Genomic DNA, 24866 nt, shown 5'->3' with positions numbered 1-24866 from the left:
CCGTGAGGGAGAGGGCATGGAATTCGTCACCACGCGCGAAGAGCTGAGAACGATCTACAAGACGCCCCGGCCGACCGACGGCTCGATCCGCAAGGAGCTAAGGGCGCTGGACGGTCACTGCCGCTCTTTCATCGGCAAGAGCCCCTTCGTGCTGATCGGCTCCTCCGACGGCGCCGGCAATGCCGATGTGACGCCGAAGGGCGACAGACCGGGCTTCGCCGTCGTGCTCGACGAAAGGACCATCGCCATCCCCGACCGCCCCGGCAACAACCGGCTGGACACGCTGGAGAACATCCTCCTCAACCCATCGATCGGGCTGCTCTTCCTCATTCCAGGCATGAACGAGACGCTGCGCGTCAACGGCGACGCCCGCATCACCGTCGATGCGGCTTTGCGCGAGCGGCTCGCCGTCGACGGTAAGGAACCGCAAAGCGTCGTCCTGGTGACGGTCAAGGCGGCCTACATGCATTGCGCCAAGGCCTTCATGCGCTCCGATTTGTGGAAGCCCGAAACCTGGTACGACCGCGCGACGCTGCCGACACTCGGCCAGATCCTGCGCGACCAGCTGGCGCTCGCCGATTCGGCCGAAGCGACCGACCGCTGGCTGGACGAAGAATACAAACACACCATGTGGTAGCTTTTTGGGACATGGCACGTCGAAATCCCTCGGCTTTCGCCGAGTTCATCGGTGTCCGCCGAGCGGCCGCGCCGCAACCATTTTAGGGACGCGACGGAAGCCTCTTTCAGCTCTTTCCGCGCCGCGTCTCGACATCGGTCTCGCCGACGAACCAATCGCGCGCATTGACCTCCTCGAAAACCACCCAGACGTCGTTGCTGGTCAGGCCGGTGGCGCCGGTAATGGCCGCCGTCACCTGGGCAGCGATGGCGGCTTTCTTGGCGGCTGGGTCGTCGGCGATCACCTCCTTGACGATGCGGATGTTAACGAATGGCATGGCGTCCTCCCTAGGATGTTGCCTGGCAATCGCTCAGTAGGTCTTTGCGCCGTTGACCATCAGCCGGACCATGTAGAGCGAGGTCGTGCCGGCGATGTAGAGGCAGTTCAGCTTATCGCCGCCGAACACGCAATTGGCGACGACTTCCGGCACCTTGATCTTGCCGATCAGCGTTCCGTCCGGATCGTAGCAATGGATGCCGTCGGCTGCACTGGTCCAGATGCGCCCCTGGTCGTCGAGCCTGAAACCGTCGAACAGGCCGGCCGTGCAATCGGCGAAGACTTTTTCGCCGGAGACCTTGCCGCCCCCGTCGACATTGAACACCCGCATATGCGCCGGATTCTCAGCGCCATGCGTGCGGCCGGTGTCGACGACGTAGAGCTTGCTCTCGTCTAGCGAGAAGGCGAGCCCATTGGGCCTGACCATGTCGGTGATCACCGCTTCGATCTCGCCGGTGCCGGGGTCGACCCGGTAGACATGGCAGGCGCCGATCTCGCTTTCGGCCTTGTCGCCCTCGTAATCCGTATCGATGCCGTAGGTCGGGTCGGTGAACCAGATCGACCCGTCGGACTTCACCACCGCGTCGTTGGGCGAGTTCAGCCGCTTGCCGCGCCATCTGTCGGCGATGGTGGTGATCGAGCCGTCGTGCTCGGTGCGGCTGACGCGGCGGCCCGAATGCTCGCAGCTGACCAGCCGGCCCTGCCGATCGACGGTGTTGCCGTTGGAATTGCCGGACGGCTGCCGGAACACGCTGACGCTGCCGTCGGTCTCGTCGTAGCGTAGCATGCGGTTGTTGGGGATGTCGGACCAGATCACATAGCGGCCGGCCGCGAACCAGGCCGGCCCTTCCGCCCACCGGCATCCGGTGAACAGCATTTCCACCTGCGCGTTGCTGTTGAACAGCCGCGCAAAACGCGGATCGAGAATCTCGTAGTAGTCTTCGGCGGCCATGGTTTCCTCCCGGTCATGCAAATCGCTGGTGCCGACGCGATCAAGCCAGCCGACGGACGATATGGCAAGATCGTTGATATCACTCTCACCGCATCTTGAGGCATCGAGGCGACCCCGCGGCAAACGCCGCCTTGCCAAGAATGACCAAGTCATGCGCGTTAACCGGCTATGCGCCCAGCGCAATGGTGCGTTGCAACATCTTCTTTTTGCAACGCACCATAACTATGTCATGCTGCGTATCGATCAAGGGAGGAACAACCTGCCGCAACAATGCGGCGCACAAGGAACCTCGCCATGATCCTCGACAGCCTCATGAGCCGCGCTCGCGCCAGCATCGACAAGCGCCGGCAATACAACCGCCTCGTCGCCGAAATCGACAGTTTCTCCAGCCGCGATCTGGCCGATATGCGCGCCGACCGCAGCGAAATGCTCTATCAGGTCCACAAGCAGATCTACGGCTGAGTTCGGCGCATGATACCGAATCGAAGGTGAGCGCAGCAAAAGGCTGCAGACTTTTCGGACAAGATCATGCGTAAAATAGTACGCTCGATCGGGCTTAGCCGATCCACTCGATCCAGCGGCCGTGGTAATCGCAATGGGCCAGGCGGCGCGTCTCGCCGCCCGGCCATAGCGTGAGGCTGAGTACCGCCCAGTTGTTTGCGGGATCGCCCGGCTCCATCGTCAACCTGGCGATGGGCGCAGCGGCCGTGGCCTGTCTGCCCGCCTGCTCCAGCATGGCGGTGATGGTATCCTTGGTCGCCCGCGACAGATATTGCCACATGATAGAATGATAGAGCACGAAGGCGCCGCCCGGCTGCCGTGCGGCCAGTGCCTCCCCAACAAATTCCGCTGCATCCGCTTTGACAAGCGGCGGTGGAAATTTTTCGGCAAGTGACAGCGCGGCGTCGAGCCGAGCCAGCCGCGCCGCCTGATCGGCCCAGACGTAAGACCGAAGCCGTAGCCGCGCGGCGGTGTCGGCGAGATCGATCGGCGCGATGTCGCAGCCGGCGCGATAGCGCACGTCGATCGCTCCATCGAGTGGAACGGCGAGGCCGCGCGCCTCCGGCGCCAACCGGACGGGGGAGGCCGGGTCGCCCCACTCGGCATCGCCGTAGCGGAAGTGAAAGCGGTCCAACAGCAGATTGAGCCCGGCGCTGGCGCCGATCTCGCACAGGTCCAGCGGCAGACCAGTTTCCCGCGCGACCGTCAGAAATCCAGGCAGCAGCATCGCCGACCGGGCGATTTCATTGGTCTGCGGTGCGCCGGCGAGGCCAGCGACGATCCGCTCGTCGGATCGCGCAATTGCCTCCGGCAGCTCCGCCGCGATCTCGGATTCGCTAGTCTGGTTGGGCGGATAGAGTCGCGCCAGTCGCTCACCGGCGCCCGTCAGGACCAACGCATGCAGCGCACCGCAGAGCCGCAATGCCAGCGCGTCGGCGCGCGCGTCGCCCGACCAGCCGAGCACCGCCTGCCCGGTCCTGGTGCTGGCGTCGAGAACCTTGGCCAGCGCACGGCATAAATTCGCGGTGAAAGGCGAACCAAGTCCATCGCAGGCTTTCGCCTGCGCCAGAAAATGATCGCGGATGTCGCGTTCGTCCATCGCGTTTCCGGAGCCTCAGCCGGGCACGGCCAGTGCTTTCTCGATCTCCGGCAAAAGCAGCGTCTGTGCGGAACCTGGCGTCAGCGGACCGACATGCTTGTAGGCGATCTTGCTGTCCTTGCCGATGACGAAGGTTTCCGGCACGCCGTAGACGCCCCAGTCGATCGCCGCCCGGCCCGCCGCGTCGACACCGATCGCCTGGAACGGATTGCCGAGATCGCCGAGGAACCGGCGGGCGTTTTCCGGCTGGTCCTTGTAGTTGAGCGCGGCGATGACGAAGCGCTTGTCCTGCGACAGCGCCAGCAGCACCGGATGTTCGTCGCGGCATGGCCCGCACCACGACGCGAAGACGTTGACCAGCGTGACCTTGCCGGCGAACTGCCTGGAATCGAGCCCCGGCAAATTCATGCCCTCGAGCGCCGGCAGATTGGTCTGCGGTGCCGGCAGGCCGATCAGCGCCGATGGCACTTCCGAAGTGTCGCGACCGGACAATAGCTGCGTCAGGAACAGTCCCGCCAGCCCGAGGAAAATCAGCAGCGGCAAAAGCACGATCAGGCGCCGCCCGCGCACCGGCGTTTCCGTTTCCATGCTCATGGCTTTCCTGCCTTGTCAGAGCGACGTCGCACGCCGGACGCTTCCAACTCGGCAAGATCTCGTCTGCGCGCCCGTTGGTCGAACAGGATCCAGCCGATCAGCCCGGCCAGAGCTACGGCCGTGATGGCATAGGCAGCGGCGACATAAAGAGCGTGTACGCTCATATGGGTCGCTCCGCCGGCGCAAAACCTTTCAACCGGACCGTTCCGCTTCGTTCGAACATGCCTTCCCCTTACCCTTGCGCCATCGGCTTCGCAATCGACAGCAGCGCCGCAGCCTTTGACGTCAGTGGCTGTCTAATTTAGTCCGCCCCATGGCGCAGCGCCAGCGCCGCGGCGACCGGCCCCAGCACGGCAAGAAACAAGGTCAGCGCGGCAAGAATGAGGAAGGGCTGCAGGAACGGATCGGGGTCCGCTACCGCGCCATAACTTGCGGAGACCCCGAAGATCAGCACGGGAATAGTCAGCGGCAGCACCAGCACCGAGATCAGCAGCCCGCCGCGCGGCAGCGCGACTGCCACTGCCGCACCGGCAGCGCCGATGAAGGTGATCGCCGGCGTGCCGACCAAAAGGGTCAGCGCCGTGGCGCCGATGCCGATCGGCTCCATGTTCATGAACAGGCCGAGCAAGGGCGCCGCGATCACCAGCGGCAGCACGCTTCCCGCCCAGTGCGCCAGGCATTTCGTCAGCACGGTCAGCGCCAGCATGTGCCGGTCGTCGCCGAGCACCAGCAGGTCGAGCGAGCCGTCTTCCCGGTCGGCCTGGAACAATCGGTCGAGACCGAGCAGGCAAGCGAGCAAGGCGCCGATCCACAGGATTGCCGGGCCGATGCGGGCGAGCAGATTGAGGTCCGGCCCGACGCCGAAGGGGATCGTGGCGATCACCGCGAGAAAGAAGATCACACCGGTCAGCGCCCCGCCGCCGGCACGGATGGAAAGGCGGATGTCGCGCAGGAAGAGGGCTAGCATGATGCCGACATTACCCAGTCATCCTCAATTCTTGAGCGCCCTCGATCCCCAGCGGCAAATGCGTTGCCGCAATGATGATCCCGCCTTCCCCGCAATGCTGCGCCATCAAGGCGGCGAATCGCCCTTCCGAAGCCTTGTCCAGGCCGGCCGTCGGCTCGTCGAGCAGCCACAGCGGGCGCCGGCTGACCAGCAGTTTTGCAATCGCCGCGCGGCGGCGTTGCCCGGTGGAGAGATAACCGAACGGCAGATGACCGATACCATCCAACCCAACCGTTTCCAGCGCCTCTTCGGCGCTCAAGAAATCCGCGCCCGCAAAACCGCGCCAGAAGCGCAGATTTTCCACCACGCTCAGTGCCGTCTTCATCGCGTTCTGGTGGCCGAGATAATGGCAGGCTGAGGCAACCGACGGAAAATCCGCGAGCCCGCCTTCGATAAGCAAACGGCCTGCCGCCACGGGCAGCAGCCCGGCGACGACCCTGAGCAACGTCGATTTCCCCACGCCGTTCGGCCCGGTGACGATCAGCGCCTGGCCTTTTTCGAGGGCAAAGCCGATGGCGGAAAAAACCGTCTCGCCACCGCGTTCACCGCCCAGATTTTCGGCGATCAGCCTCATTCGTTCCCCTTCGCCGAAAGTCCAAGCGCGGCTTCGGTGCGCCGCAACAAAAATGGCGATTCCGTGTCTAGAACTATTCCAGGAAATTCTCTATATGCGGGTCATCCGTGCCAGCGGTCGGCACGGGAACAAAATTAGCGCCGAACCAGCGCACGCGCCGCCTTGAACGGCTCGGGTTGGCTGGGAACGGACAGCGGAAATGGCCGTACCCGCACCTTTGCGCGTGATTGCATGCCATCGGCGTCCGTTCCCTTTCAGGCTGAACAGACAAGGACGGACCGCACGTGTCAAAATCCCTCGACAGTTTCAATTGCAGCCGCACACTCACCGCAGGCGGCGCCGACTATGTCTATTACGATCTTGTCGAAGCCGAGAAGAACGGCCTCACCGGCATCGCCCAGTTGCCGTATTCGATGAAGGTGTTGCTGGAGAATTTGCTGCGCAACGAGGACGGTCGTTCCGTCACCAGGGAGAGCATCCAGGCGGTCGCCGGCTGGCTGACTGACAGGGGCACCGCCGGCGTCGAGATTGCCTATCGTCCGGCCCGCGTTCTGATGCAGGATTTCACTGGCGTTCCGGCCGTGGTCGACCTGGCCGCCATGCGCGACGCCATGGCCTCGCTCGGCGGCGACCCGCAAAAGATCAATCCGCTGGTGCCGGTCGATCTGGTCATCGACCACTCGGTCATCGTCGATGAGTTCGGCACGCCGCTGGCTTTCGCCCGCAATGTCGAGCTCGAGTACGAGCGCAACGAGGAGCGCTACAAGTTCCTGAAATGGGGCCAGCAGGCCTTCCGCAATTTCCGCGTCGTGCCGCCCGGCACCGGCATTTGCCATCAGGTCAATCTCGAATATCTCGGCCAGGTCGTGTGGACCAACACCGAGGACGGCGAAACCACCGCCTATCCCGATACCTGTGTCGGCACCGATTCGCACACCACCATGATCAACGGCCTCGGCGTGCTCGGCTGGGGCGTCGGCGGCATCGAGGCCGAGGCCGCCATGCTCGGCCAGCCCGTCTCCATGCTGTTGCCCGAAGTCATCGGCTTCCGCCTCACCGGCCGGCTGAAGGAAGGCGTCACCGCGACCGACCTCGTGCTCACCGTCACCCAGATGCTGCGCAAGAAAGGCGTCGTCGGCAAATTCGTCGAATTCTTCGGTCCGGGTCTGTCCAATCTGACGCTGGCTGACCGTGCCACCATCGGCAATATGGCGCCCGAATACGGCGCCACCTGCGGCTTCTTCCCGGTCGACGGTGAAACCATCCGCTACCTCACCATGTCCGGCCGCGAGGAAAACCGTATCGCCCTGGTCGAGGCATACGCGAAGGCGCAGGGCATGTGGCGTGATGCCGGCTCGGCCGACCCGGTCTTTACCGATCTGCTCGAGCTCGATCTCGGCGATGTCGTCCCGTCGATGGCCGGCCCCAAGCGTCCGGAAGGCCGCGTAGCCCTCGAAGGCATCCCAGAAGGCTTTGCCAAGGCCATGGAGACCGAATACCGGAAGGCCGCCGAAATCGACAAGCGCTACGCCGTCGAGGGCACCGATCATGATCTCGGCCATGGCGACGTCGTCATCGCCGCCATTACCTCCTGCACCAACACCTCGAACCCGAGCGTGCTGATCGGCGCCGGGCTGCTGGCACGCAACGCCAACCGGCTCGGGCTCAAGCAGAAGCCATGGGTCAAGACCTCGCTGGCGCCGGGCAGCCAGGTCGTCGCCGAATATCTGGAGAAATCCGGCCTGCAGAAGGAACTCGACCAGATCGGCTTCAACCTGGTCGGCTTCGGCTGCACCACCTGCATCGGCAATTCCGGCCCGCTGCCGACGCCGATTTCCAAGACCATCAACGACAAAGGTTTGATTGCTGCCGCGGTGCTCTCCGGCAACCGCAATTTCGAAGGCCGCGTCTCGCCCGACGTGCAGGCGAACTACCTCGCTTCGCCGCCGCTGGTCGTCGCCCACGCGCTGGCGGGGACCGTGACCAAGGATCTGACCACCGAGCCGCTCGGCGAGGACCGTCACGGCAACCCGGTCTATCTCAGGGAGATCTGGCCGAGCTCGGTCGAGATCCAGGAGTTCATCGAGAAGAACGTGACGCGCGAACTGTTCGCCCGCAAATATGCCGACGTCTTTAAGGGCGACGAATACTGGCAGAAGGTCAAGGCTCCGAAAGGCCAGACCTACGCCTGGGACGACAATTCGACCTATGTGCAGAACCCGCCCTATTTTGCCGGCATGACATCGGGCTTCGGCACAATCGGCGACATCAAGGGCGCCCGCGTGCTCGGCCTGTTCGGCGACAAGATCACCACCGACCACATCTCGCCGGCCGGCTCGATCAAGGCGGCCTCGCCGGCCGGCAAATACCTCACCGACCATGGCGTCGGCGTCGCCGACTTCAATCAGTACGGCACGCGGCGCGGCAACCATGAGGTGATGATGCGCGGCACCTTCGCCAATATCCGCATACGCAACCACATGCTGGGCGAGAACGGCCGCGAGGGCGGCTACACCATCCACTATCCGTCGAAGGAAGAGACATCGATCTACGACGCCGCCATGGAGTACAAGAAGGAAGGCGTGCCGCTGGTCATCTTCGCCGGTGTCGAATACGGCAACGGCTCGTCGCGCGACTGGGCGGCCAAGGGCACCAACCTTCTGGGCGTCCGCGCCGTCATCGCTCAGTCCTTCGAGCGCATCCACCGCTCGAACCTGGTCGGCATGGGCGTCATTCCCTTCGTCTTCGAGGAGGGCACCTCATGGGCCTCGCTCAACCTCAAGGGCGACGAACTGGTCGAGATCGACGGATTGAGCGCCATCAAGCCGCGCCAGAAGATGGTCGCGAAGATCACCTATGGCGACGGCACGGTGAAGAACGTTCCGATCATCTGCCGCATCGATACGCTGGACGAGCTCGACTACTTCAAGAACGGCGGCATCCTGCAGTATGTGCTGCGCGATCTGGCGGCTTAGGGGAAATAGGGCAGTAAGGGAGTACGGCAGTAGGCAAGTACAACTCCCCTACTGCCCTACTGCCTTCCCAAACCGCGCCGTCGCCGCCAGCAGCACGCCGAGCATCAGCCCGTTTAGGATGTGCCACAGGAAATGCGTGCCGAGCGGAAAGCTGCTGCAGACCAGCGGATCGATTACCCGGCAGATGACCGACACGACGAAGATCGCCGAGCCCGCTAGATTGTACCAGCCGGCGCGATTACCGCTGGCCGCCGCCCAGGCCCCGAAGAAGGCGAGCGCCAAGAATGGTGGCAGATAGCCGGTCGTGCCGTTCGACGCCTGACGCAGCCAGTCCGGCACGGCCCAGGTCAACAACCCGGCAACGGCATAGAAGGCGACGAAGATGGCTATCGCCGCGCCCCATTTCATGCCCAGGAAGCGGCGGAGGTTGAACAGCGTGTAGGCCAGCGTGAACCCGGCGATCGGCAGGACGTCGGCCCAGATCGTCCCCCACGTGGCAAAGGTGTGGAACAGCGTCGAGCCTATGCCGATCGCCACCACCCACCAGGCTAGCACTTCGGCGAAAATGCCGGTGCGGCGCCGACGCACCTCCCGGACACCCCACAGGCCCGCGGCAAGAAAAGCCAGATTGGTCAGTGCGTTGACCGGCTCGGCCCAGAGTTCCGGCCCGAGCCGCTCGCAATAAAGGTCGACCGGCGTCAGGAGGGTTTGCCACATTGTGATTGTTGCCCGAATCGGCTTCTACCGTGAAGTGTAGCCCTTCCTATTGCGCCCTTGCGGTTGGTTGCAACGGCAAAGTTTCACCGCAACGTGACTTCCCGTTGACTGCCGCTTCTGCCAAATATTTCGCCAATCAGAATAAGGCCGGCGTCACCGGCGGGAGTCGAAACGGCTATGACATCTCCAAGACCATTGCGGCTTGCGGCATTTGCGCTGGCCCTCTCGGTGTTTGCCGGCGCTGGACTTGGCGGCAATGCACTTGCCGATGACAGCCTCCAGGCTGACAAATCCCAGACTGGCAAATCCGACCAACCCTTGGGCGTGGTCGAACTCTTCACCAGCCAGGGCTGCAATTCCTGCGTGCCGGCCGATGAACTCTTCGCCGAGCTTGCCACCAAGGAGAACATCGTCGCGCTCGCCTATCATGTCGACTACTGGGACTATCTCGGTTGGAAGGACACGCTGAGCCGCAAGGAGAACACCGAACGGCAATACGAGTATATGCGCGCCTTCGGCAGCCGCTCGGTCTATACGCCGCAGGCCGTCATCAATGGCCGCAGCCATGTCAACGGCGCCAGCCGCAAGGAAGTCGACGGCTCGCTCGCCCGCATGAAGAGATCAGGCGAGGGCATGCAGGTCAGCATCAAGGTCAGCCGGACCAGCGATCGCGTCATGATCGACGCCGGCGATGCCGGGGCCGGGCCTAGCGATGCCCATCTCGTCATCGTCTATTTCGACTCGCCGCAGACGATCAAGATCGCCAAGGGCGAAAACTCCGGCCGCAGCATGACCTACTGGAACGCCGTCACCGGCATCCAGACAGCCGGCATGTGGCACGGCAAGGCTCAGCGTTACGAATTGCCGATGAGCGAAATTTCAAAGAAATCCAAGAAGGGCGGCTGCGCCGTGCTGTTGCAATCGGTTGGCGAAGACGGCTTGCCGGGGCCGATTCTGGGCGCCGCCTTCATCCACCGGCGATAACCGGCTGCGCATTTCGCTCTAATGCATGTCGCCCAAAGTGCGCAGCGGTTTTGGGATACCGACATGCATGAAAACAAGAACTTATCCTTCAGACACGTCGCGCTTTAGGCGTCCACTTCCATCCAGACATAAAAAACCGGCGTCAGCTTGCTTCTGACGCCGGTTATTCAGGTTTTTTGGGATCGTCGCACCCGATTTTTCAAGGAAAAACCGAGGTTGGTTCGATCCGACGCAGACCCGTGGGCGGGGGGCTTGGGGTTTACGAGCCAGTGCCGGACCGAACCGTCTCAGGCAACGCCCGTAAAATCGTCGGACATTGGGGCAGGAGCGCGGATAAAAGATGGCAGGATTGTGGCGAAGGATCACCAATTTCAACGGACGTTTCATAAACGTGACTGGACACCGCGGAAACTATGGAGCGCTGCCTTTGCCCGCTTGGGCTTGCAATTCCCCGGCGAAAGCGCCAATTTTGGTCGGCGTAAGATTCATTCGAAGGGATCGAGGCATGACTGATCACGGCAGTGGGACGGAGGATGGAGACGCATCCGCAATACTGATCCCGCTGCACGAGGCAAGACGCGAACGCCTCGACCAGCCGGTGCGGTTCGACCGGCGCGAACTGGACCAGATATTGAGGCTTTACGGACGCATGGTCGCCGCCAATGAATGGCGCGACTACGCTATCGACCACCTTACCGACCGCGCCGTCTTTTCCGTGTTCCGCCGCACCAGCGAGGTGCCGCTGTTCCAGATCGTCAAGGATCCGAAACTGGCGCGCCGGCAAGGCGTATTCACCGTCATTGCCGCCGGCGGCCGCATTCTCAAGCGCGGCCAGGAACTTGGCCGCGTGCTTGGCGTCTTCGACCGCAAACTGAAACTGGTCGAAGCCTAATTCTTTAAACTCATTGACGGAATTTCCGCTCCGGCAAAGAGCGGGGATCGGGCGGAGCCAGAGACCCGTCATTGATCGAAAGTTGCATGAACACCGTGTCCAGCCAGCGTCCATGCTTGTAGCCGGAGCCTTCCAGCCGGCCCGAATGACGAAAGCCGAGCTTCTCGTGCAGCCGCACCGAGGCACTGTCCGACCGGCCGTCGCCGATCACCGCGATGATCTGGCGGAAGCCCGCCGCCTCGGCCGCCTCGATCAACTCTTGCATCAGCTTGAGCCCAACGCCCTGGCCCTTGGCCTCGGGTGCGACATAGACGGAATCTTCGACGACAAAGCGGTAGGCAGGGCGTGGCCGGAAGGCGCCAGCATAGGCATAGCCGAGCACGATGCCGTCCTTTTCCGCCACCAGATAGGGAAAGCCGCCCGCTATCAAACTGTCGAAGCGCTCGCCCATCTCTGCACGGCTCGGCGGCTCCAGTTCGTAGCTCGCCGTGCCATGGGTCACCGCGTCGGCATAGATCTCCGTGATCCGGTCGAGATCGGCCGAATTCGCGGCCCGTATCGTGATGCTGCTCATAATTTATGCAAATCGTCCACCTGCCTTCCATCACAGCAAAGGCCGGTGCAAAAGGAAAGGGCGACCGTTGGGCCGCCCTTTCAAAAATCGCTGGTCCAGCGGCTCAGAGATTGCCTAACGGCGATCGCCCATGAACTGCAGCAGGAACATGAACAGGTTGATGAAGTCGAGATAGAGCCTCAGAGCACCCATGATCGCCTTGCGGCCGGCGACGTCAGTCTCGTCACCCTCGAAATACATCTCCTTGATGTTCTGCGTGTCGTAGGCAGTGAGACCTGCGAAAATCAGCACGCCGATCGCCGAAACGGCGAAGGAAAGCGCCGACGACTGCAGGAAGATGTTGATCACCATCGCGATGATCAGACCGATCAGGCCCATGACCAGGAACGAACCGAATGCAGAAAGGTCGCGCTTGGTCGTGTAGCCGTAGAGCGACAGCCCGCCAAAGGCAGCTGCGGTGGCGAAGAAGGTCTGCGAAATGCTGGCAGTGGTGTAGACTAGGAAGATCGACGACAGCGACAGGCCGACGAGGCCGGCATAGACCCAGAATGTCGTCTGCGCGGCCGAAACGCTCATCGACTGGACGCGGAACGACAGGAACATCACCGCTGCCAGCGGGGCAAAGATCACCAGCCATTTCAGCGGCGAGCCGAAGATCGCGTAGCCGAAGGAGGTCAGCATATCGCCGTTCGGCAGCGTGGCGACCGCCGAAGCCGGATCTGTGGTGGTGCCCAGCATGACCGTGCCGACAGCCGCAAGGCCGGTGATGAGGAGGCCAAGCCCCATCAGATTGTAGACCTTGATCATGTAGGCGCGCAGGCCCTGGTCGATGGCAGCATCGACGCCGGCGCCGGGCACGGCGCGCGTCTGGTAGTTGCGAAGGGGTTCAGCCATGGAAATCCTCATCTTGCTTCTGCCCCGTCCGGTGTCAGGTCCATTCGAACCCAGGCGCCGCTGGCGGGGCTCCAGCATGCCTGCGGCGAAATATGATGGTTCTTGACGCCGAGAACAAGACCGTAACCGGACGTAATGCTTCGTGAAGTACCGGAAATCCGGTTTTATTGGCCCTTCAGGCCGCAACATTAACCAGATTTAATCAAGCCCCGGTCGGATGAGCGCGAGAATCGACCGATTTTCGGCAGTCATCATGCGCGAAATCAAAGCGCTAGCGTTCTTTGCACGTCCAGAAACACTTGGCGCCGCGGTCGCGTTGGACCCCGTAAATCCAGCGGATCAGAGGTTGCGCAGCACCGGCGCCGCCTTGTGGCCCAGCACCCGCCAGGTGCCGGCGAGGCCAATGCCGACCGTGACCACCAAGGCAAACACAATTGTTGCCACCGCCACATCAGGCATGAAATGCGAGGGCAGCGTCATGATTCGTGCAACAACGAACCATGCCGCGACGCCGCCTGCCGCCAGCGCGAAGATCGCCGTGGCGAGGCCGATCAGCAAATATTCCAGCGAAAAGGCCGCGATCAGCGTCTTCCGGGTGGCGCCCAGCGTCTTCAGCACCACCGCGTCGTGGATGCGGGCGCGGTTGCCGGCGGCCAGCGCGCCCGCCAGCACCAGCACCGAGGCGATCAGCGCCACGCCAGCCGCGGCCCTGATCGCGGTGCCGAGTTGCGCCACCAGCCGGTTGACGATGTCGAGGGCGTCCTTGACCCTGACCGTTGTCACCGCGGGAAAGGCACGAGTGACGGCATTGAGAACACGGGCATCGTCCGCCCCCGACGCGCCCTTTTCGGTCAGCGTCGCCAGCCAGCTATGCGGCGCGCCAGCAAATGTATTGGGCGAGAACACCATGACGAAGTTGATGCCCATCGTCTCCCACTCGACCTGGCGGAAATTGGCGATTTTCGCGGTCACGTTGCGGCCAAGCACGTTGACGGTGACGGTGTCGCCGAGCTTCAGCCCGATCTCCGCGCCTTCCTCGGCCGAAAACGACACCAGCGGCTCGCCGGTATAATCTTCCGGCCACCATGTGCCTTCGGTCAGCGTCGCATTCTGCGGCAGCCTGGCCTCGTAGGTCAGCCCGCGATCGCCGCGCAGCACCCAGGCCCCTTCCGCCGGAACCTTGACCTTGTCGACGTCGACGCCGTTCAGCGCCATCACCCGGCCGCGCAGCATCGGCACCTTGACCAGCGTGCCCGCGGGCGCCTCCTTGCCGACCAGCGCGGAAAACGCGTCGACATCGCTGCTCTGGATGTCGACGAAGAAGAAGTTCGGCGCCCGCTCCGGCAGGCTGCCGGAAATCTGCCGCCTGAGATTGCCGTCGATCAGCGCCAGCGTCACCAGGAGCGTCAGCCCCAGTCCCAGCGACAGCACCACCGACGGCGTCAAGGCGCCCGGCCGATGGATGTTGCCGATGGCCAGCCTGAGCACCGTCGAGCGAACGCGTGGGGCCCTTTTGGCAGCCCACTGCACCAGAGTACCGACGACCCGCAGCACCAGGAAGGCAAGAATGGTGGCGCCGACGAAGATCGAGGCGATACGGCGGTCGCCGGAAAACAGAATGGCCAGCGCCGCCAGGAGCAGCGCGATGCCGAGCGCCGCCGCCATGTAGAGCGGACGCGGAAAACCGCGGCCCTCAAAACCCATTTCGCGAAACAGCGCCGTCGCCGGCACGTCGCGCGCCCGGCCGAGCGGCAGCAAGGCGAAAGCCAGCGTCACCAGCAGCCCGAACAGCGCCGCCATGCCCAGCGCGCCGGGATAGAAACCACCTTCCGCCGGCACCGGAATGACCGACTGCAGTGCGGCGCTGGCCGCGAACGGCATCAATGCGCCAAGCACGAGCCCAAGCGCGATGCCGAGCGCGGCGATCATCAGGATCTGCACGAGATAGACGGCAAAGACGAAACCGCCCGAAGCGCCCAGACTCTTGAAGGTGGCGATGACGCCGCGCTTGCCGTCGAGATAGGCGCGCACCGCATTGGCCACGCCAACGCCGCCGACCACCAGCGCCGTCAGCCCGACCAGCGTCAGGAATTGCGAGAACCGCTCGATGTTGGAGGACAACGCAGGTGCTGCGTTGCTGCGCGTGCGAATCGACCAGCCGGCCTCGGGGAAATCCTCTGTGGCCTGATCCTGGATCGCCTTGATATCAGCTTCGCTGGCGCCGCTGGGCAGGCCGATCTTGTAGGCATTTTCGACCAGGCTGCCGGGCTGGATCAGGCCGGAAGCGGCAAGCCCTTCCGTCGAGATCATCAGCCGCGGCGCAAAGCCGAAACCGTCGGACACCGCGTCCGGCTCGTTGACGAGCCTGGCACGCAGTTCGAACGTGGCGCTGCCGAGCTTCAGCCGGTCGCCAATCCCAAGGTTCAGCCGCTCGAACAAGAGGTCAGGTGCGACGGCACCGAAAACACCAGATTCTTCGCCGAACAATTCCTGCTTCGACAGCGCTGGCTCGGTCTCCAGCGCGCCATAGAGCGGATAAGCACCGTCGACCGCCTTGGCCTCGACCAGCGCCTGGTCGGATCCGTCCTCGAGCCGCGCCATCGAGCGCATATTGGCGCTGTGCGAAACCTTGCCCAACCGGTCGAGAAAGATGTACTCGGCTTCCGTCGCGGCGCGCTGATTGAGCTGGAAACGAAGATCGCCGCCGAGCAGCGACTGGCCTTCGTTGGCTACACCGGCGGTAATCGCCCGGGCCACCGAGTTGACGCCGCCGATCGCCGCGACGCCAAGCGCGATGCAGGCAAGGAAGATCAGGAAGCCGGATAGCCCGCCGCGCATTTCGCGCAGCGAGAAGCGGAAAGCGAGCTTCAACGTGCGCGACAGCGGCATCAGGCCGGCACCTTACCGACTTTCCGAGCCGGCGTTGGTGCATCCTCGATCCGGCCCGACCGCATCGACACCTGCCTTGAGCAGCGTGCGGCGAGCGCCGGGTCGTGGGTGACGAGCACCAGCGTCATGCCGCGCTCGGCCGCCTTGGCGAACAAAAGATCGGCGACCTGCGCCCCGGTCGCCTGATCAAGATTGCCGGTCGGCTCGTCGGCGATCAGGATACGCGGTGAAGGCGCCAACGCCCGGGCGATCGCCACACGCTGCTGTTCGCCGCCGGACAGTTCGCCGGGATAATGGGTGACGCGGTCGCTCAAGCCCACCGCCTCCAGCTCCCGCGCCGCCACTCCGAACGGATCGGCATGACCGGCAAGTTCCAGCGGCACTGCGACATTTTCAAGCGCCGTCATGTTGGGGATGAGATGGAAAGACTGGAAGACGATGCCGATGTTTCGACCTCGAAACGATGCGACCTGGTCTTCGCTCTTGGCGTTCAGCCATTCGCCGGCAATTCGTACCGTACCCGAATCGACCCTTTCCAGGCCGGCAAGAACCATCAGCAGCGTCGACTTTCCCGAGCCCGAGGGCCCGACGATACCGGTTGCCTCGCCGCTCGCCACGTCAAGGCTGACGCCTTTCAGCACATGGACGGAAGACGCCCCTTCGCCGAGCGTCAGCGATACGTTTTTCAGCGCGATGACGGCTTCTGTCAAAATGAGATCGTCCTATATTGGGATGAGGAGAGGCTGGAATTCGGCCTGCCGCCAACAAAATGTCCTTGGTTCATATGGGGCCTGCCGCATGGCTTTCAAACACACTCTTGCCGCAGCCTTCATCCTTTGTCTCGGAATTTGCGGCGCCATTTCGTCGGCGCGCGCCGAACCCTTCAAGGTCGTTGGCTTCGGCGACAGCCTGATGGCGGGCTTTGGCCTCGGACCGGACGAGGGCTTCACCCAGAAACTTGAGGCGGCGCTTCGCGCCAAGGGCCATGATGCAACGGTCGCCAACGCAGGCGTCTCCGGCGATACGTCGAGTGGCGGCCTGTCGCGGCTCGACTGGTCGGTGCCGGACGGCACGCATCTCGTCATCCTCGAGCTCGGCGCCAACGACATGCTGCGTGGCGTTTCTCCCGACATCACGCGAAACAATCTGGACGCCATGCTGGCGAAGCTGAAGCAGCGCAAGATCGCCGTGCTGCTGGCCGGTATGCGCGCCGCGCCCAATCTGGGCGCCGACTACCAGAATGGCTTTGACGCGATCTTCCCGGAACTGGCTGAAAAATACGGAGTCCCGCTCTATCCGTTTTTTCTCGACGGCGTCGCCGGCGAGCCCGCCTTGCAGCTCGACGGCCTGCACCCGAATGCTCGGGGCGTCGACCTTATGGTCGAGCGCATCCTGCCGGCCGTCGAAAAGGCCATCGCAGCAGTGCAAGACAATTCTTGAGGAGGAAGAGTTCGGTGACTTGGAGCAGCGTTCCGTTGGAGACGCATCGTGCTTCCCAAACCGAAGATCCGCGCAGGCAAATCGGTTTCTTTCGGCTGATGGGTTGGGAGAAGATTTAGGTGGGGCTGCGACCAACAAACCACTTGCCCCGTTCGATTATCGATGATTCGCTAGGGACAAGAGTTCGATTCGAGGACAGGAGGCTTGCCATGCCGCGTCTTTTTACCGCCCTCGAAATACCGCGTGATGCCGCCCTTTCGCTGTCCCTGCTCCGGGGCGGCCTGCCCGGAGCCCGCTGGATAGACGTCGAGAACTACCATCTGACGCTGCGGTTCATCGGCGATGTCGAGGGCCATGTCGCAGACGAGATCGCCAACGCACTCGACCGCGTCCATCGCCCATCCTTCTCGTTGACGCTATCCGGCGTCGGTGCCTTCGGTCAGAAAAAACCGCATGCGGTATGGGCCGGCGTTTCCGCCTCGCCTGACCTTTCGGCGTTGCAAAGCGAGATCGAGCGCATCTGCCAGCGCCTCGGCATCCCTGCCGACCCGCGCAAGTTCATGCCGCATGTGACGCTGGCCCGCTTACGCAATTCGAGCCCGCCCGACGTCGCCCAATACCTGTCGGCACGCGGCAACTTCTCGACGCTGCCCTTCCGTGTCGGTCGCTTCGTCCTGATGTCGTCGCGCGATTCGGTGGGTGGCGGACCCTACATCGTCGAGGAGGCCTGGCCGCTTTCGGGCGTAGATGCCCGTGCCCCGATCCGCGTCGCCAGCGCCTCCGACGCTTCGCGGATCATGCGGTAGACCGAGGCAAACGCGTCTGGCCCGTCGTGATAGGGGTCCGGCACGTCGCTTACCCTTCCGACCGCGAACTCCAGAAACAGATGGACACGGTCGCGCATGGCGGCGGGCGCCAGCGCCCTGAGATCCCGGAGATTCGATCGGTCCATGGCGAGAATGAGGTCGAAACGCGAAAAATCGTCCGTCGTCAGCTTGCGCGCCCTCTGTCCGGAAATGTCGATGCCGTGCCGCTCTGCTATCGACATCGAGCGCGGGTCAGGTGCCGAGCCGGCTTCCCAGTCGCTGGTTCCGGCCGAATCGAGCAGGATGTCTCGGTCGAGGCCGCACTCTGCCAGGACGGCGCGCAACACGCCCTCTGCCAACGGCGAGCGGCAGATATTGCCGAGACAGACGAAAAGAATGGATTCTATCGGCTTTGCACTCATCGATCCGGCACTATGCTGAAGACTGCGAATCCAGATAGCACGGGAAACGAACATGGCGAGAGAGAAACTGAACAAGGAGGCGGTTGCTGAAGCGCTGGCCGGCCTCGACGGCTGGTCGCTGGCTAAGGATGGCGGCTCGATCGCGCGCACCTTCACCTTCAGGAACTTCTCCGAAGCCTTCGCCTTCATGACCCGCGTCGCCCTGGCGGCGGAGAAGATAGACCATCACCCCGACTGGTCGAATGTCTACAAGACGGTGAACGTGACGCTCAACACCCATGATGCCGGTGGCCTGACCAAGCTCGATTTCGAACTGGCCACGGAGATGGACCGCTATTTCGGCTAGGTCGTTGAAGGTCTGTCGCCGCCGCAGCCGCTTGCTTCCTCATCCAGGGGCGGGTGCAGGAGCGAAGCGACCTCGCGGGGACCCCAGGATGACGAGCGGCAAAGGCCGATTCCGATTTTCAAAGCCGGAGAATGGCCAAGCTCTTGTAGTGGACTGGCGCTTTCACCACATTTTCCGCTGGCAGGTGCGTGTGGAACGATACACACAGCCTCGTTAGGAGAGACTGATGGCGCAAAAATCCGGTTTTGATTTCTTCGGCTTTGGCGGCAAGCTGGGCGACGAGAGCGGCGTGCGCGAGAAATTCTGGAGCACCGCCAAGAAGGCTGCCCGGCAGATTCCGTTCATGGAAGAGTTGGTCGCCTCTTACTACTGCGCCATGGACAAGAATACGCCGCTGCGCGCCAAGGGCATCTTGGTGGCGGCGCTCGGCTATTTTGTGCTGCCGACGGACGTCATTCCAGACTTCGTCTTCGGACTGGGCTTTACCGACGACATCGCCGTGCTGACCGCCGCGATCACCGCCGTCAAAGCCCATATCACGCCCGCGCATCGGCTCGCCGCCAAGCAGGCGCTCGCCGATAGGAGCTGAAGCGCAAAAGTCAAACTCTCGCCGCTTTCGTGGCCTCCAAGTCGCGAGAGGGACGCTTGCAACTGCCGCTTTCGAGCGACGGGCGCAAGGCTGGCGGCGGTTTCCTGGGGTGGATGTCCTTTTCCCAAGGGAAATTCACCGTTTGGTAACCCAGATTAAATCAAAATGAAACGACGGGCAGGACGCCGAGCCGGCCTGCCTCCGCACCATTTGGAATACAGGAAAAGCGATGCGCGGATTGATTGCTACAATTTCGAGCCTGGTCCTGGTGGCCATGGCGGCGCCGGCACTGGCGCAGTCGGCGACCAAGATCGGCCAGCATAATGCCTGGGGCACCTACAGCTACCAGGCGTCGGGCGGCAAGGTTTGCTATGTGCTGACCGTGCCGACCGACAAGCAGCCGCCAACGCTTGACCACGGCGACATGTTCTTCTTCGTCAGCCAGCGGCCGGGACAGCAGGTGTCCTATGAGCCGCAATTCATCGCCGGCTATAATTTTCAGGAAAACTCCAAGGCCACCGTCACCATCGACGGCAAAAGCTTTTCAATGTTCACCCGTGGCAAGTCGGCCTGGGTCGAGAACGCCGCCGAGGAGCCGGTGCTGATCGCCGCGATGAAATCCGGCAGCGACATGAAGGTGCAGGCGAAATCCGGCCGCGGCAACACCACCACCTATGTCTTTTCGCTGAAGGGCATCTCAGCGGCGCTGTCGTCCATCGCCAAGTGCAAATAGGCGAAGCGGAGTTTGAGTGAGGGCCGGGCCGCAAGCCCGGCTTTTTGCTTTTCAAAACGCCGCCGGCCGGAACATTGCAGCGAGCCTTGCACCGCCGCCGCCCATGACTCCGCCATCAACCTGTGCTATGCGCCGCGCTTCATTTCGGGCACGAGGCTGTAATCGGCCGCAAATCGCTTATATTGGCGCAGTAATGACCCTTTCATTCGATCTCACCACTGAGGCCGCCCGTGACGCGTTGCGCGCCCGCGTCACGCCGGCCGAAAAACCGTCGCTGATCGGTCTGACGCGCGCCGAACTTGGCGCTGCCCTCGTTGCATCAGGCATCGTGCCGGAGCGCCAGGCCCGAATGCGCGCCCAGCAGCTCTGGCACTGGATGTATGTGCGCGGTATCTCCGACTTTGCCGGCATGCTCAACATCTCCAAGGATTTGCGCACCGAGCTGGACAAGCATTTCACCGTCGCCAGGCCCGAGATCGTCGAGGAGCAGATCTCCTCCGACGGCACGCGCAAGTGGCTGTTCCGCTTTCCGCCGCGCGGCGCCGGCCGGCCGGTCGAGATCGAGACCGTCTATATTCCCGAAGAAGGACGCGGCACGCTCTGCATCTCGTCGCAGGTCGGCTGCACGCTGACCTGTTCCTTCTGCCACACCGGCACGCAGAAACTGGTGCGCAATCTGACGGCGGAAGAAATCCTGGCGCAATTGCTCACCGCCCGCGACCGGCTCGGCGATTTCCCCGACCGCGACACGCCCGACGGTGCCATCGTGCCGGCCGAGGGCCGGAAAGTGTCCAACATCGTCATGATGGGCATGGGCGAGCCGCTCTACAATTTCGAGGCTGTAAAGAAGGCGCTGCTGATCGCTTCCGACGGCGACGGGCTTTCCCTGTCCAAGCGCCGCATCACGCTGTCGACCTCCGGCGTCGTGCCGGAGATCTTCCGCACCGGCGAGGAGATCGGCGTCATGCTGGCGATCTCGCTGCACGCAACCAATGACGATCTGCGTGACCTGTTGGTGCCGATCAACAAGAAATACCCATTGAAGGAGTTGATCGCCGCCTGCCGCGCCTATCCCGGCCTGTCGAACGCCAAGCGCATCACCTTCGAATATGTGATGCTGAAGGACGTCAACGATTCGATCGAGGACGCCAAGGGCCTGATCAAGCTGCTCAAGGGCATTCCGGCCAAGATCAATCTGATCCCGTTCAACCCGTGGCCGGGGACCAACTACCAGTGCTCGGACTGGGAGACGATCGAGAAATTCGCCGACTATATCAACAATGCCGGCTATGCCTCGCCGATCCGCACGCCGCGCGGCCGTGATATCCTGGCCGCCTGCGGCCAGCTCAAGTCGGAGTCCGAGCGCATGCGCAAGGTCGACCGGCTGGCGCTGGAAGCGATGATGATCGCGGGGCATGGCGAGGCGTGAACCGCCTCGTTGCCTATCTCATCCGCTTCGCCGTCATCCTGATCGGCTATGGCGTCGCCTCGCTGGCGGCCAGCGCCTTCCTCAACATTATGTTCCTGGCGTCGCTAGGCTACACGCCGGATCACGCGCATCCTACGGCGACTGCTTCCCTGTATTTTTCGGTTCCATTCGTTGCGCTGTTCGTCGCCTATTTCGCCTTCATGCCGGCAGCCATCGTCATCCTCGTCTCCGAAATCCTCGGCCGGCGCGACTGGCTGTTCTACGCGCTGGCGGGCGCGGTGGTCGCGGTGGTTTTCCTCAGCTTCGCCTATCAGACGACCGATGCCAATTTCGAGGTCACTGACCCCCGCGCCGTTGCCGCCGTAGTCGGCTGCGGCATGACCGGCGGAATTTTTTATTGGCTGAGCGCCGGACGCTGGGCCGGAACCTGGCGGCAGATCGGCTAAGCCCTACTTCGCCTGGGCCGTCAGGATCTTGAGCGCGAAGGCCGAAAACACGCCAGCGAACAGATAGTCGACGACGCGCGTCGCGCGCGGGCTGGCCTTCATCGCCGCCGAGAATTTTTCCGCCGCCAGCACCATCGGCGCCGTTACCGGGATCGAAAGCACGACGAACATCGCGCCGAGAAAGAACAGCTTTCCGGGCGCGCTCGGGTCGTGCGCCGAGACGAACTGCGGCAGGAAGGTCATGAAGAACAGAACGATCTTCGGATTGAGCAGGTTGACGCCGAGTCCCGCCGCCCAGCTGCGAAACAGCGAGATCTCCCGCGGCCCGGTCTTCTTCTCCGGTGAAAAGGCCGATCCCCTGGTGATCGCTTGCCACGCCAGGAAGACGAGGTAGGCGGCGCCGAAAATCTTCAGGACAAAAAAGGCCGCCGGCGAGGCGACAATCAGCGCCGAGATGCCGACCACCACCAGCGTGGTGTGGATCAGCGTGCCGCACAGCGCGCCCGCCATCGAGGCAAAGCCGGTGGCACGGCCATGGCTCAGCGTGCGCGACACGAACAGCGTCATGTCAGGCCCCGGCGTGATCGCCAGGATCACGGTGGCAATGGCGAACTGGATCAGCGTGGTGGTGTCGGGAATGAAGGACATGGGCGGCCCCAAGGAGGCGTAAGATAGCGCAGCCTATAGCGCAGGCACGGTGCCTATGCCAGCGACTGGCCCCACGCAATAACTGATCCAGCGTGCCTGTCGTACCCTTCGTCTCTTGCGCAGTCCGGAAACGCTGTGATACCTCGCCCGGCGAGAACCCCTGTCGCGGAACCGCCAAGATGTCCCCCAGCATGTCGAAACCAAAAGACGTCAAGAAAGTCGTGCTCGCCTATTCCGGCGGCCTCGACACCTCCATCATCCTGAAATGGCTGCAGACCGAGCTCGGCGCCGAAGTTGTGACCTTCACCGCCGACCTCGGCCAGGGCGACGAGCTGGAGTCGGCGCGGCGCAAAGCCGAGATGATGGGTATCAAGGACATCCGCATCGTCGATGTGCGCGAGGAGTTCGTTTCCGACTTCGTCTTCCCGATGTTTCGCGCCAATGCCGTCTATGAGGGCACCTATCTGCTCGGCACATCGATCGCCCGGCCGTTGATCGCGAAGCATCTTGTCGATATCGCAAAAGAAACCGGCGCCGACGCGGTTGCCCATGGCTCCACCGGTAAAGGCAACGACCAGGTCCGTTACGAGCTTTCGGCCTATGCGCTGAACCCCGACATCAAGGTCATCGCGCCATGGCGCGATTGGTCCTTCAAGTCGCGCACCGATCTGATCAACTTCGCCGAGCAGCACCAGATTCCGGTGCCAAAGGACAAGAAGGGCGACGCGCCGTTTTCCGTCGACGCCAACCTTCTTCACTCGTCTTCCGAGGGCAAAGTGCTGGAAGACCCATGGAGCGAGCCGCCGGAATTCGTCCACCAGCGCACCATTTCGCCGATGGACGCACCGGACAAGGTCACCGAGATCGAAATCGAGTTCCTGAAGGGCGATCCGATCGCGCTCGATGGCAAGAAGCTGTCGCCGGCCACGATGCTGGCCGCGCTCAACGATCTCGGCCGCGACAACGGCATCGGACGGCTCGACCTGGTCGAGAACCGTTTCGTCGGCATGAAGTCGCGCGGCGTCTATGAAACCCCCGGCGGCACCATCCTGATCGCTGCCCATCGGGCGATCGAGTCGATCACCCTCGACCGAGGTGCTGCCCACCTCAAGGATGAGTTCATGCCACGCTATGCCGAGTTGATCTACAACGGCTTTTGGTTCGCGCCCGAACGCCTGATGCTGCAGGCGATGATCGACAAGAGCCAGGAAGATGTCGAAGGCACAGTGCGCCTCAAGCTCTACAAGGGTAACGTCATCGTCACCGGCCGGAAGTCGAGGAAGACGCTCTATTCCGACGCGCTGGTCACCTTCGAGGACGACCGCGGCGCCTACGACCAGAAGGATGCCGAAGGCTTCATCCGCCTCAATGCGCTCAGGCTGAGGACGTTGGCGGCGCGCAATCGAAAACGCTAGTCAACGTAAGACGTATACAATTAAAACCCGGCTTTTGCCGGGCTTTCTGTCGAATGGAACAATTCCAGGAAAAGTGTGAACGGCATTCCCAGGAAAAGCGCATTGCGCTTTCCCTGGGGGAATTGCGTCAAAACAAAGAGATAGAGCGTTTTGCATTTCCGCGAAACGGTGAACCGCTCTAGAGTTTACATCAATCGGCATCAATCGCCGTGGCCATGCGGGCGATGGCCTGTTGATAGACGCTCGCGGAATTCCAGCCGGCAATTGCGCCCATATTCGCCTCGTAACTCGCGCCGGCCCGCCAACCGTGGCCCTTGAGGAAGTTGGCAGTGGAAGCCAATGCCGTGCTCTTGTCGCGCAGATTTCTGTTGCCGACACCATACTTCAGAACATTTCCCGGCAGGAACTGCGTGTGGCCAATCTCGCCATGCATGGCGCCGACCGACGAGGCGCTCAACGCTCCATGATCGACCAGTTTCAGGGCCGCAACGCCATGCGGATAAAAGAACTCCGGGCGGCGGCAATCATAGGCAAGCGTTAAAATGGCAGAGACCGTGTTCTGTTTGCCCAGGTAGGAACCGAAGCCAGTCTCCATACCCCAGATAGCGAGCAACACGCCCGGCGGCACACCGTAGGTCCGTTCGATCTTGTCGAACAGCGCCGCGTTCGACTTCTTCAGCGAACGGCCCTTGGAAATGATCGTGGAAGCGCCACGGCGCTTCATGAAAGCGTCCACCGAGCCGCTGAAAGCCTTATGGATGGCGCGGTCGGCGGAGATCGTCTTTGTTGCGTAGCGTGCGTTAGCCAGAGCGGCCAGACCCTTCGAGCCCACACCGTTGGCCTTGGCCTCCGCGGCAAACTCAGCCTTCCACTCTTCGAACCCTGCGCCGGTGTTGCCGCACTGGGCGGCCTGTGCGCCTGTCGCCGCCGCAAGCGTCATCGATGCCGCCGCCGCGAAAATCTTTCCCTTGGCAAGAAATGCCATGTTG

Annotated in this window: 27 protein-coding genes and 1 pseudogene; 13 read left to right on the top strand and 15 right to left on the bottom strand. The window is 62.8% G+C overall.

Going from position 1 to position 24866, the window contains the following annotated elements; all coding sequences use genetic code 11:
* Positions 1–16: 16 nt before the first annotated feature.
* Complete coding sequence (locus AC0NID_RS06695) at positions 17–637, top strand: pyridoxamine 5'-phosphate oxidase family protein (RefSeq protein WP_473452033.1); 621 nt, start codon at positions 17–19, stop codon at positions 635–637.
* Between the two features lie 106 nt (positions 638–743).
* On the opposite strand, the gene AC0NID_RS06690 is transcribed toward AC0NID_RS06695, so the two are convergent.
* Positions 744–953, bottom strand: coding sequence for a tautomerase family protein (locus AC0NID_RS06690; protein WP_473452031.1), 210 nt, complete (start codon positions 951–953; stop codon positions 744–746).
* 33 nt (positions 954–986) lie between these two features.
* Positions 987–1904: an SMP-30/gluconolactonase/LRE family protein gene (locus AC0NID_RS06685; RefSeq protein WP_473452029.1), complete on the bottom strand. Its 918-nt coding sequence runs from the start codon at positions 1902–1904 to the stop codon at positions 987–989.
* Positions 1905–2198: 294 nt separating this feature from the next.
* Between AC0NID_RS06685 and AC0NID_RS06680 the strand changes: the two genes are divergently transcribed.
* The gene (locus AC0NID_RS06680) at positions 2199–2366 is read left to right on the top strand and encodes a hypothetical protein (protein WP_473452028.1); all 168 of its coding nucleotides are present in this window, start codon (positions 2199–2201) and stop codon (positions 2364–2366) included.
* 94 nt (positions 2367–2460) lie between these two features.
* Here AC0NID_RS06680 and AC0NID_RS06675 read toward each other — a convergent pair whose 3' ends face one another.
* The 5 genes from AC0NID_RS06675 to ccmA all read right to left on the bottom strand — a co-directional run bounded on the left by AC0NID_RS06675 (position 2461) and on the right by ccmA (position 5678).
* A complete protein-coding gene (locus AC0NID_RS06675; protein WP_473452026.1) occupies positions 2461–3504 on the bottom strand; it encodes a DUF2332 domain-containing protein in 1044 nt (347 codons plus the stop codon).
* 15 nt (positions 3505–3519) lie between these two features.
* A complete protein-coding gene (locus AC0NID_RS06670; RefSeq protein ID WP_473452025.1) occupies positions 3520–4098 on the bottom strand; it encodes a DsbE family thiol:disulfide interchange protein in 579 nt (192 codons plus the stop codon).
* Positions 4095–4262 (bottom strand): heme exporter protein CcmD, encoded by a 168-nt coding sequence (ccmD, locus tag AC0NID_RS06665; protein ID WP_473452023.1) that lies wholly within the window; start codon positions 4260–4262, stop codon positions 4095–4097. Before ccmD ends, AC0NID_RS06670 begins: the two co-directional genes overlap by 4 nt.
* Before the next feature lie 137 nt (positions 4263–4399).
* Complete coding sequence (gene ccmB / locus AC0NID_RS06660; RefSeq protein WP_473452021.1) at positions 4400–5065, bottom strand: heme exporter protein CcmB; 666 nt, start codon at positions 5063–5065, stop codon at positions 4400–4402.
* Positions 5066–5075: 10 nt separating this feature from the next.
* On the bottom strand, positions 5076–5678 hold the full coding sequence (ccmA, locus tag AC0NID_RS06655; protein WP_473452019.1) for a heme ABC exporter ATP-binding protein CcmA: 603 nt from the start codon (positions 5676–5678) through the stop codon (positions 5076–5078).
* A 284-nt stretch (positions 5679–5962) separates the two neighbouring features.
* Here ccmA and acnA point away from each other — a divergent pair, with 284 nt between their 5' ends.
* Entirely contained in the window at positions 5963–8653 is a 2691-nt protein-coding gene (gene acnA / locus AC0NID_RS06650; RefSeq protein WP_473452017.1) for an aconitate hydratase AcnA, read from the top strand.
* Positions 8654–8701: 48 nt separating this feature from the next.
* Here the strand turns inward: acnA and AC0NID_RS06645 are convergent, their stop codons facing one another.
* On the bottom strand, positions 8702–9370 hold the full coding sequence (locus AC0NID_RS06645) for a ceramidase domain-containing protein (protein WP_473452015.1): 669 nt from the start codon (positions 9368–9370) through the stop codon (positions 8702–8704).
* A gap of 177 nt (positions 9371–9547) precedes the next feature.
* Between AC0NID_RS06645 and AC0NID_RS06640 the strand changes: the two genes are divergently transcribed.
* Positions 9548–10354 (top strand): DUF1223 domain-containing protein, encoded by an 807-nt coding sequence (locus AC0NID_RS06640; protein ID WP_473452013.1) that lies wholly within the window; start codon positions 9548–9550, stop codon positions 10352–10354.
* Positions 10355–10859: 505 nt separating this feature from the next.
* Positions 10860–11246, top strand: a complete 387-nt coding sequence (locus AC0NID_RS06635) for a DUF2794 domain-containing protein (RefSeq protein WP_473452011.1) — start codon at positions 10860–10862, stop codon at positions 11244–11246.
* Between the two features lie 10 nt (positions 11247–11256).
* Here the strand turns inward: AC0NID_RS06635 and AC0NID_RS06630 are convergent, their stop codons facing one another.
* From AC0NID_RS06630 to AC0NID_RS06615, 4 genes are all read right to left on the bottom strand, one after another.
* On the bottom strand, positions 11257–11820 hold the full coding sequence (locus tag AC0NID_RS06630; protein WP_473452009.1) for a GNAT family N-acetyltransferase: 564 nt from the start codon (positions 11818–11820) through the stop codon (positions 11257–11259).
* A gap of 114 nt (positions 11821–11934) precedes the next feature.
* The gene (locus AC0NID_RS06625; RefSeq protein ID WP_473452007.1) at positions 11935–12714 is read right to left on the bottom strand and encodes a Bax inhibitor-1/YccA family protein; all 780 of its coding nucleotides are present in this window, start codon (positions 12712–12714) and stop codon (positions 11935–11937) included.
* Positions 12715–13053: 339 nt separating this feature from the next.
* Entirely contained in the window at positions 13054–15603 is a 2550-nt protein-coding gene (locus tag AC0NID_RS06620; protein ID WP_473452005.1) for an ABC transporter permease, read from the bottom strand.
* Positions 15603–16313, bottom strand: coding sequence for an ABC transporter ATP-binding protein (locus AC0NID_RS06615; protein WP_473452003.1), 711 nt, complete (start codon positions 16311–16313; stop codon positions 15603–15605). The genes AC0NID_RS06620 and AC0NID_RS06615 overlap by 1 nt, the downstream gene beginning before the upstream one ends.
* Positions 16314–16401: 88 nt before the next feature.
* On the opposite strand from AC0NID_RS06615, the gene AC0NID_RS06610 reads away from it, so the two are divergent.
* Together AC0NID_RS06610 and thpR are read left to right on the top strand one after the other, a co-directional pair.
* A complete protein-coding gene (locus AC0NID_RS06610) occupies positions 16402–17043 on the top strand; it encodes an arylesterase (protein WP_473452002.1) in 642 nt (213 codons plus the stop codon).
* Positions 17044–17252: 209 nt separating this feature from the next.
* On the top strand, positions 17253–17849 hold the full coding sequence (gene thpR / locus AC0NID_RS06605) for an RNA 2',3'-cyclic phosphodiesterase (RefSeq protein WP_473452000.1): 597 nt from the start codon (positions 17253–17255) through the stop codon (positions 17847–17849).
* Here thpR and AC0NID_RS06600 read toward each other — a convergent pair.
* On the bottom strand, positions 17753–18271 hold the full coding sequence (locus AC0NID_RS06600; RefSeq protein WP_473451998.1) for a low molecular weight protein-tyrosine-phosphatase: 519 nt from the start codon (positions 18269–18271) through the stop codon (positions 17753–17755). The genes thpR and AC0NID_RS06600 overlap by 97 nt on opposite strands.
* A 52-nt stretch (positions 18272–18323) precedes the next feature.
* On the opposite strand from AC0NID_RS06600, the gene AC0NID_RS06595 reads away from it, so the two are divergent.
* The 5 genes and pseudogenes from AC0NID_RS06595 to AC0NID_RS06575 all read left to right on the top strand — a co-directional run bounded on the left by AC0NID_RS06595 (position 18324) and on the right by AC0NID_RS06575 (position 21846).
* Positions 18324–18617: a 4a-hydroxytetrahydrobiopterin dehydratase gene (locus tag AC0NID_RS06595; RefSeq protein ID WP_473451997.1), complete on the top strand. Its 294-nt coding sequence runs from the start codon at positions 18324–18326 to the stop codon at positions 18615–18617.
* A 226-nt stretch (positions 18618–18843) separates the two neighbouring features.
* Positions 18844–19206, top strand: a complete 363-nt coding sequence (locus AC0NID_RS06590; protein WP_473451995.1) for a YkvA family protein — start codon at positions 18844–18846, stop codon at positions 19204–19206.
* A gap of 229 nt (positions 19207–19435) precedes the next feature.
* Positions 19436–19939 (top strand): invasion associated locus B family protein, encoded by a 504-nt coding sequence (locus tag AC0NID_RS06585; protein WP_473451993.1) that lies wholly within the window; start codon positions 19436–19438, stop codon positions 19937–19939.
* Positions 19940–20132: 193 nt separating this feature from the next.
* Positions 20133–21368 (top strand): dual-specificity RNA methyltransferase RlmN, encoded by a 1236-nt coding sequence (rlmN, locus tag AC0NID_RS06580; protein WP_473451991.1) that lies wholly within the window; start codon positions 20133–20135, stop codon positions 21366–21368.
* Positions 21365–21846, top strand: a pseudogene (locus AC0NID_RS06575) (hypothetical protein). Before rlmN ends, AC0NID_RS06575 begins: the two are co-directional and overlap by 4 nt.
* On the opposite strand, the gene AC0NID_RS06570 reads toward AC0NID_RS06575, so the two are convergent.
* Entirely contained in the window at positions 21818–22462 is a 645-nt protein-coding gene (locus AC0NID_RS06570) for a LysE family translocator (protein WP_473451989.1), read from the bottom strand. The pseudogene AC0NID_RS06575 and the gene AC0NID_RS06570 overlap by 29 nt on opposite strands.
* A gap of 191 nt (positions 22463–22653) precedes the next feature.
* Between AC0NID_RS06570 and AC0NID_RS06565 the strand changes: the two genes are divergently transcribed.
* A complete protein-coding gene (locus AC0NID_RS06565; RefSeq protein ID WP_473451987.1) occupies positions 22654–23877 on the top strand; it encodes an argininosuccinate synthase in 1224 nt (407 codons plus the stop codon).
* 190 nt (positions 23878–24067) lie between these two features.
* Here AC0NID_RS06565 and AC0NID_RS06560 read toward each other — a convergent pair whose 3' ends face one another.
* Positions 24068–24862: a lytic murein transglycosylase gene (locus AC0NID_RS06560; RefSeq protein ID WP_473451985.1), complete on the bottom strand. Its 795-nt coding sequence runs from the start codon at positions 24860–24862 to the stop codon at positions 24068–24070.
* Positions 24863–24866 lie beyond the last annotated feature (4 nt).

This window comes from Mesorhizobium sp. WSM4821 (genome assembly GCF_055901555.1).
The sequence above is the reverse complement of the archived record's forward strand: the minus strand, read 5'-3'. Positions and strand labels throughout refer to the sequence as shown.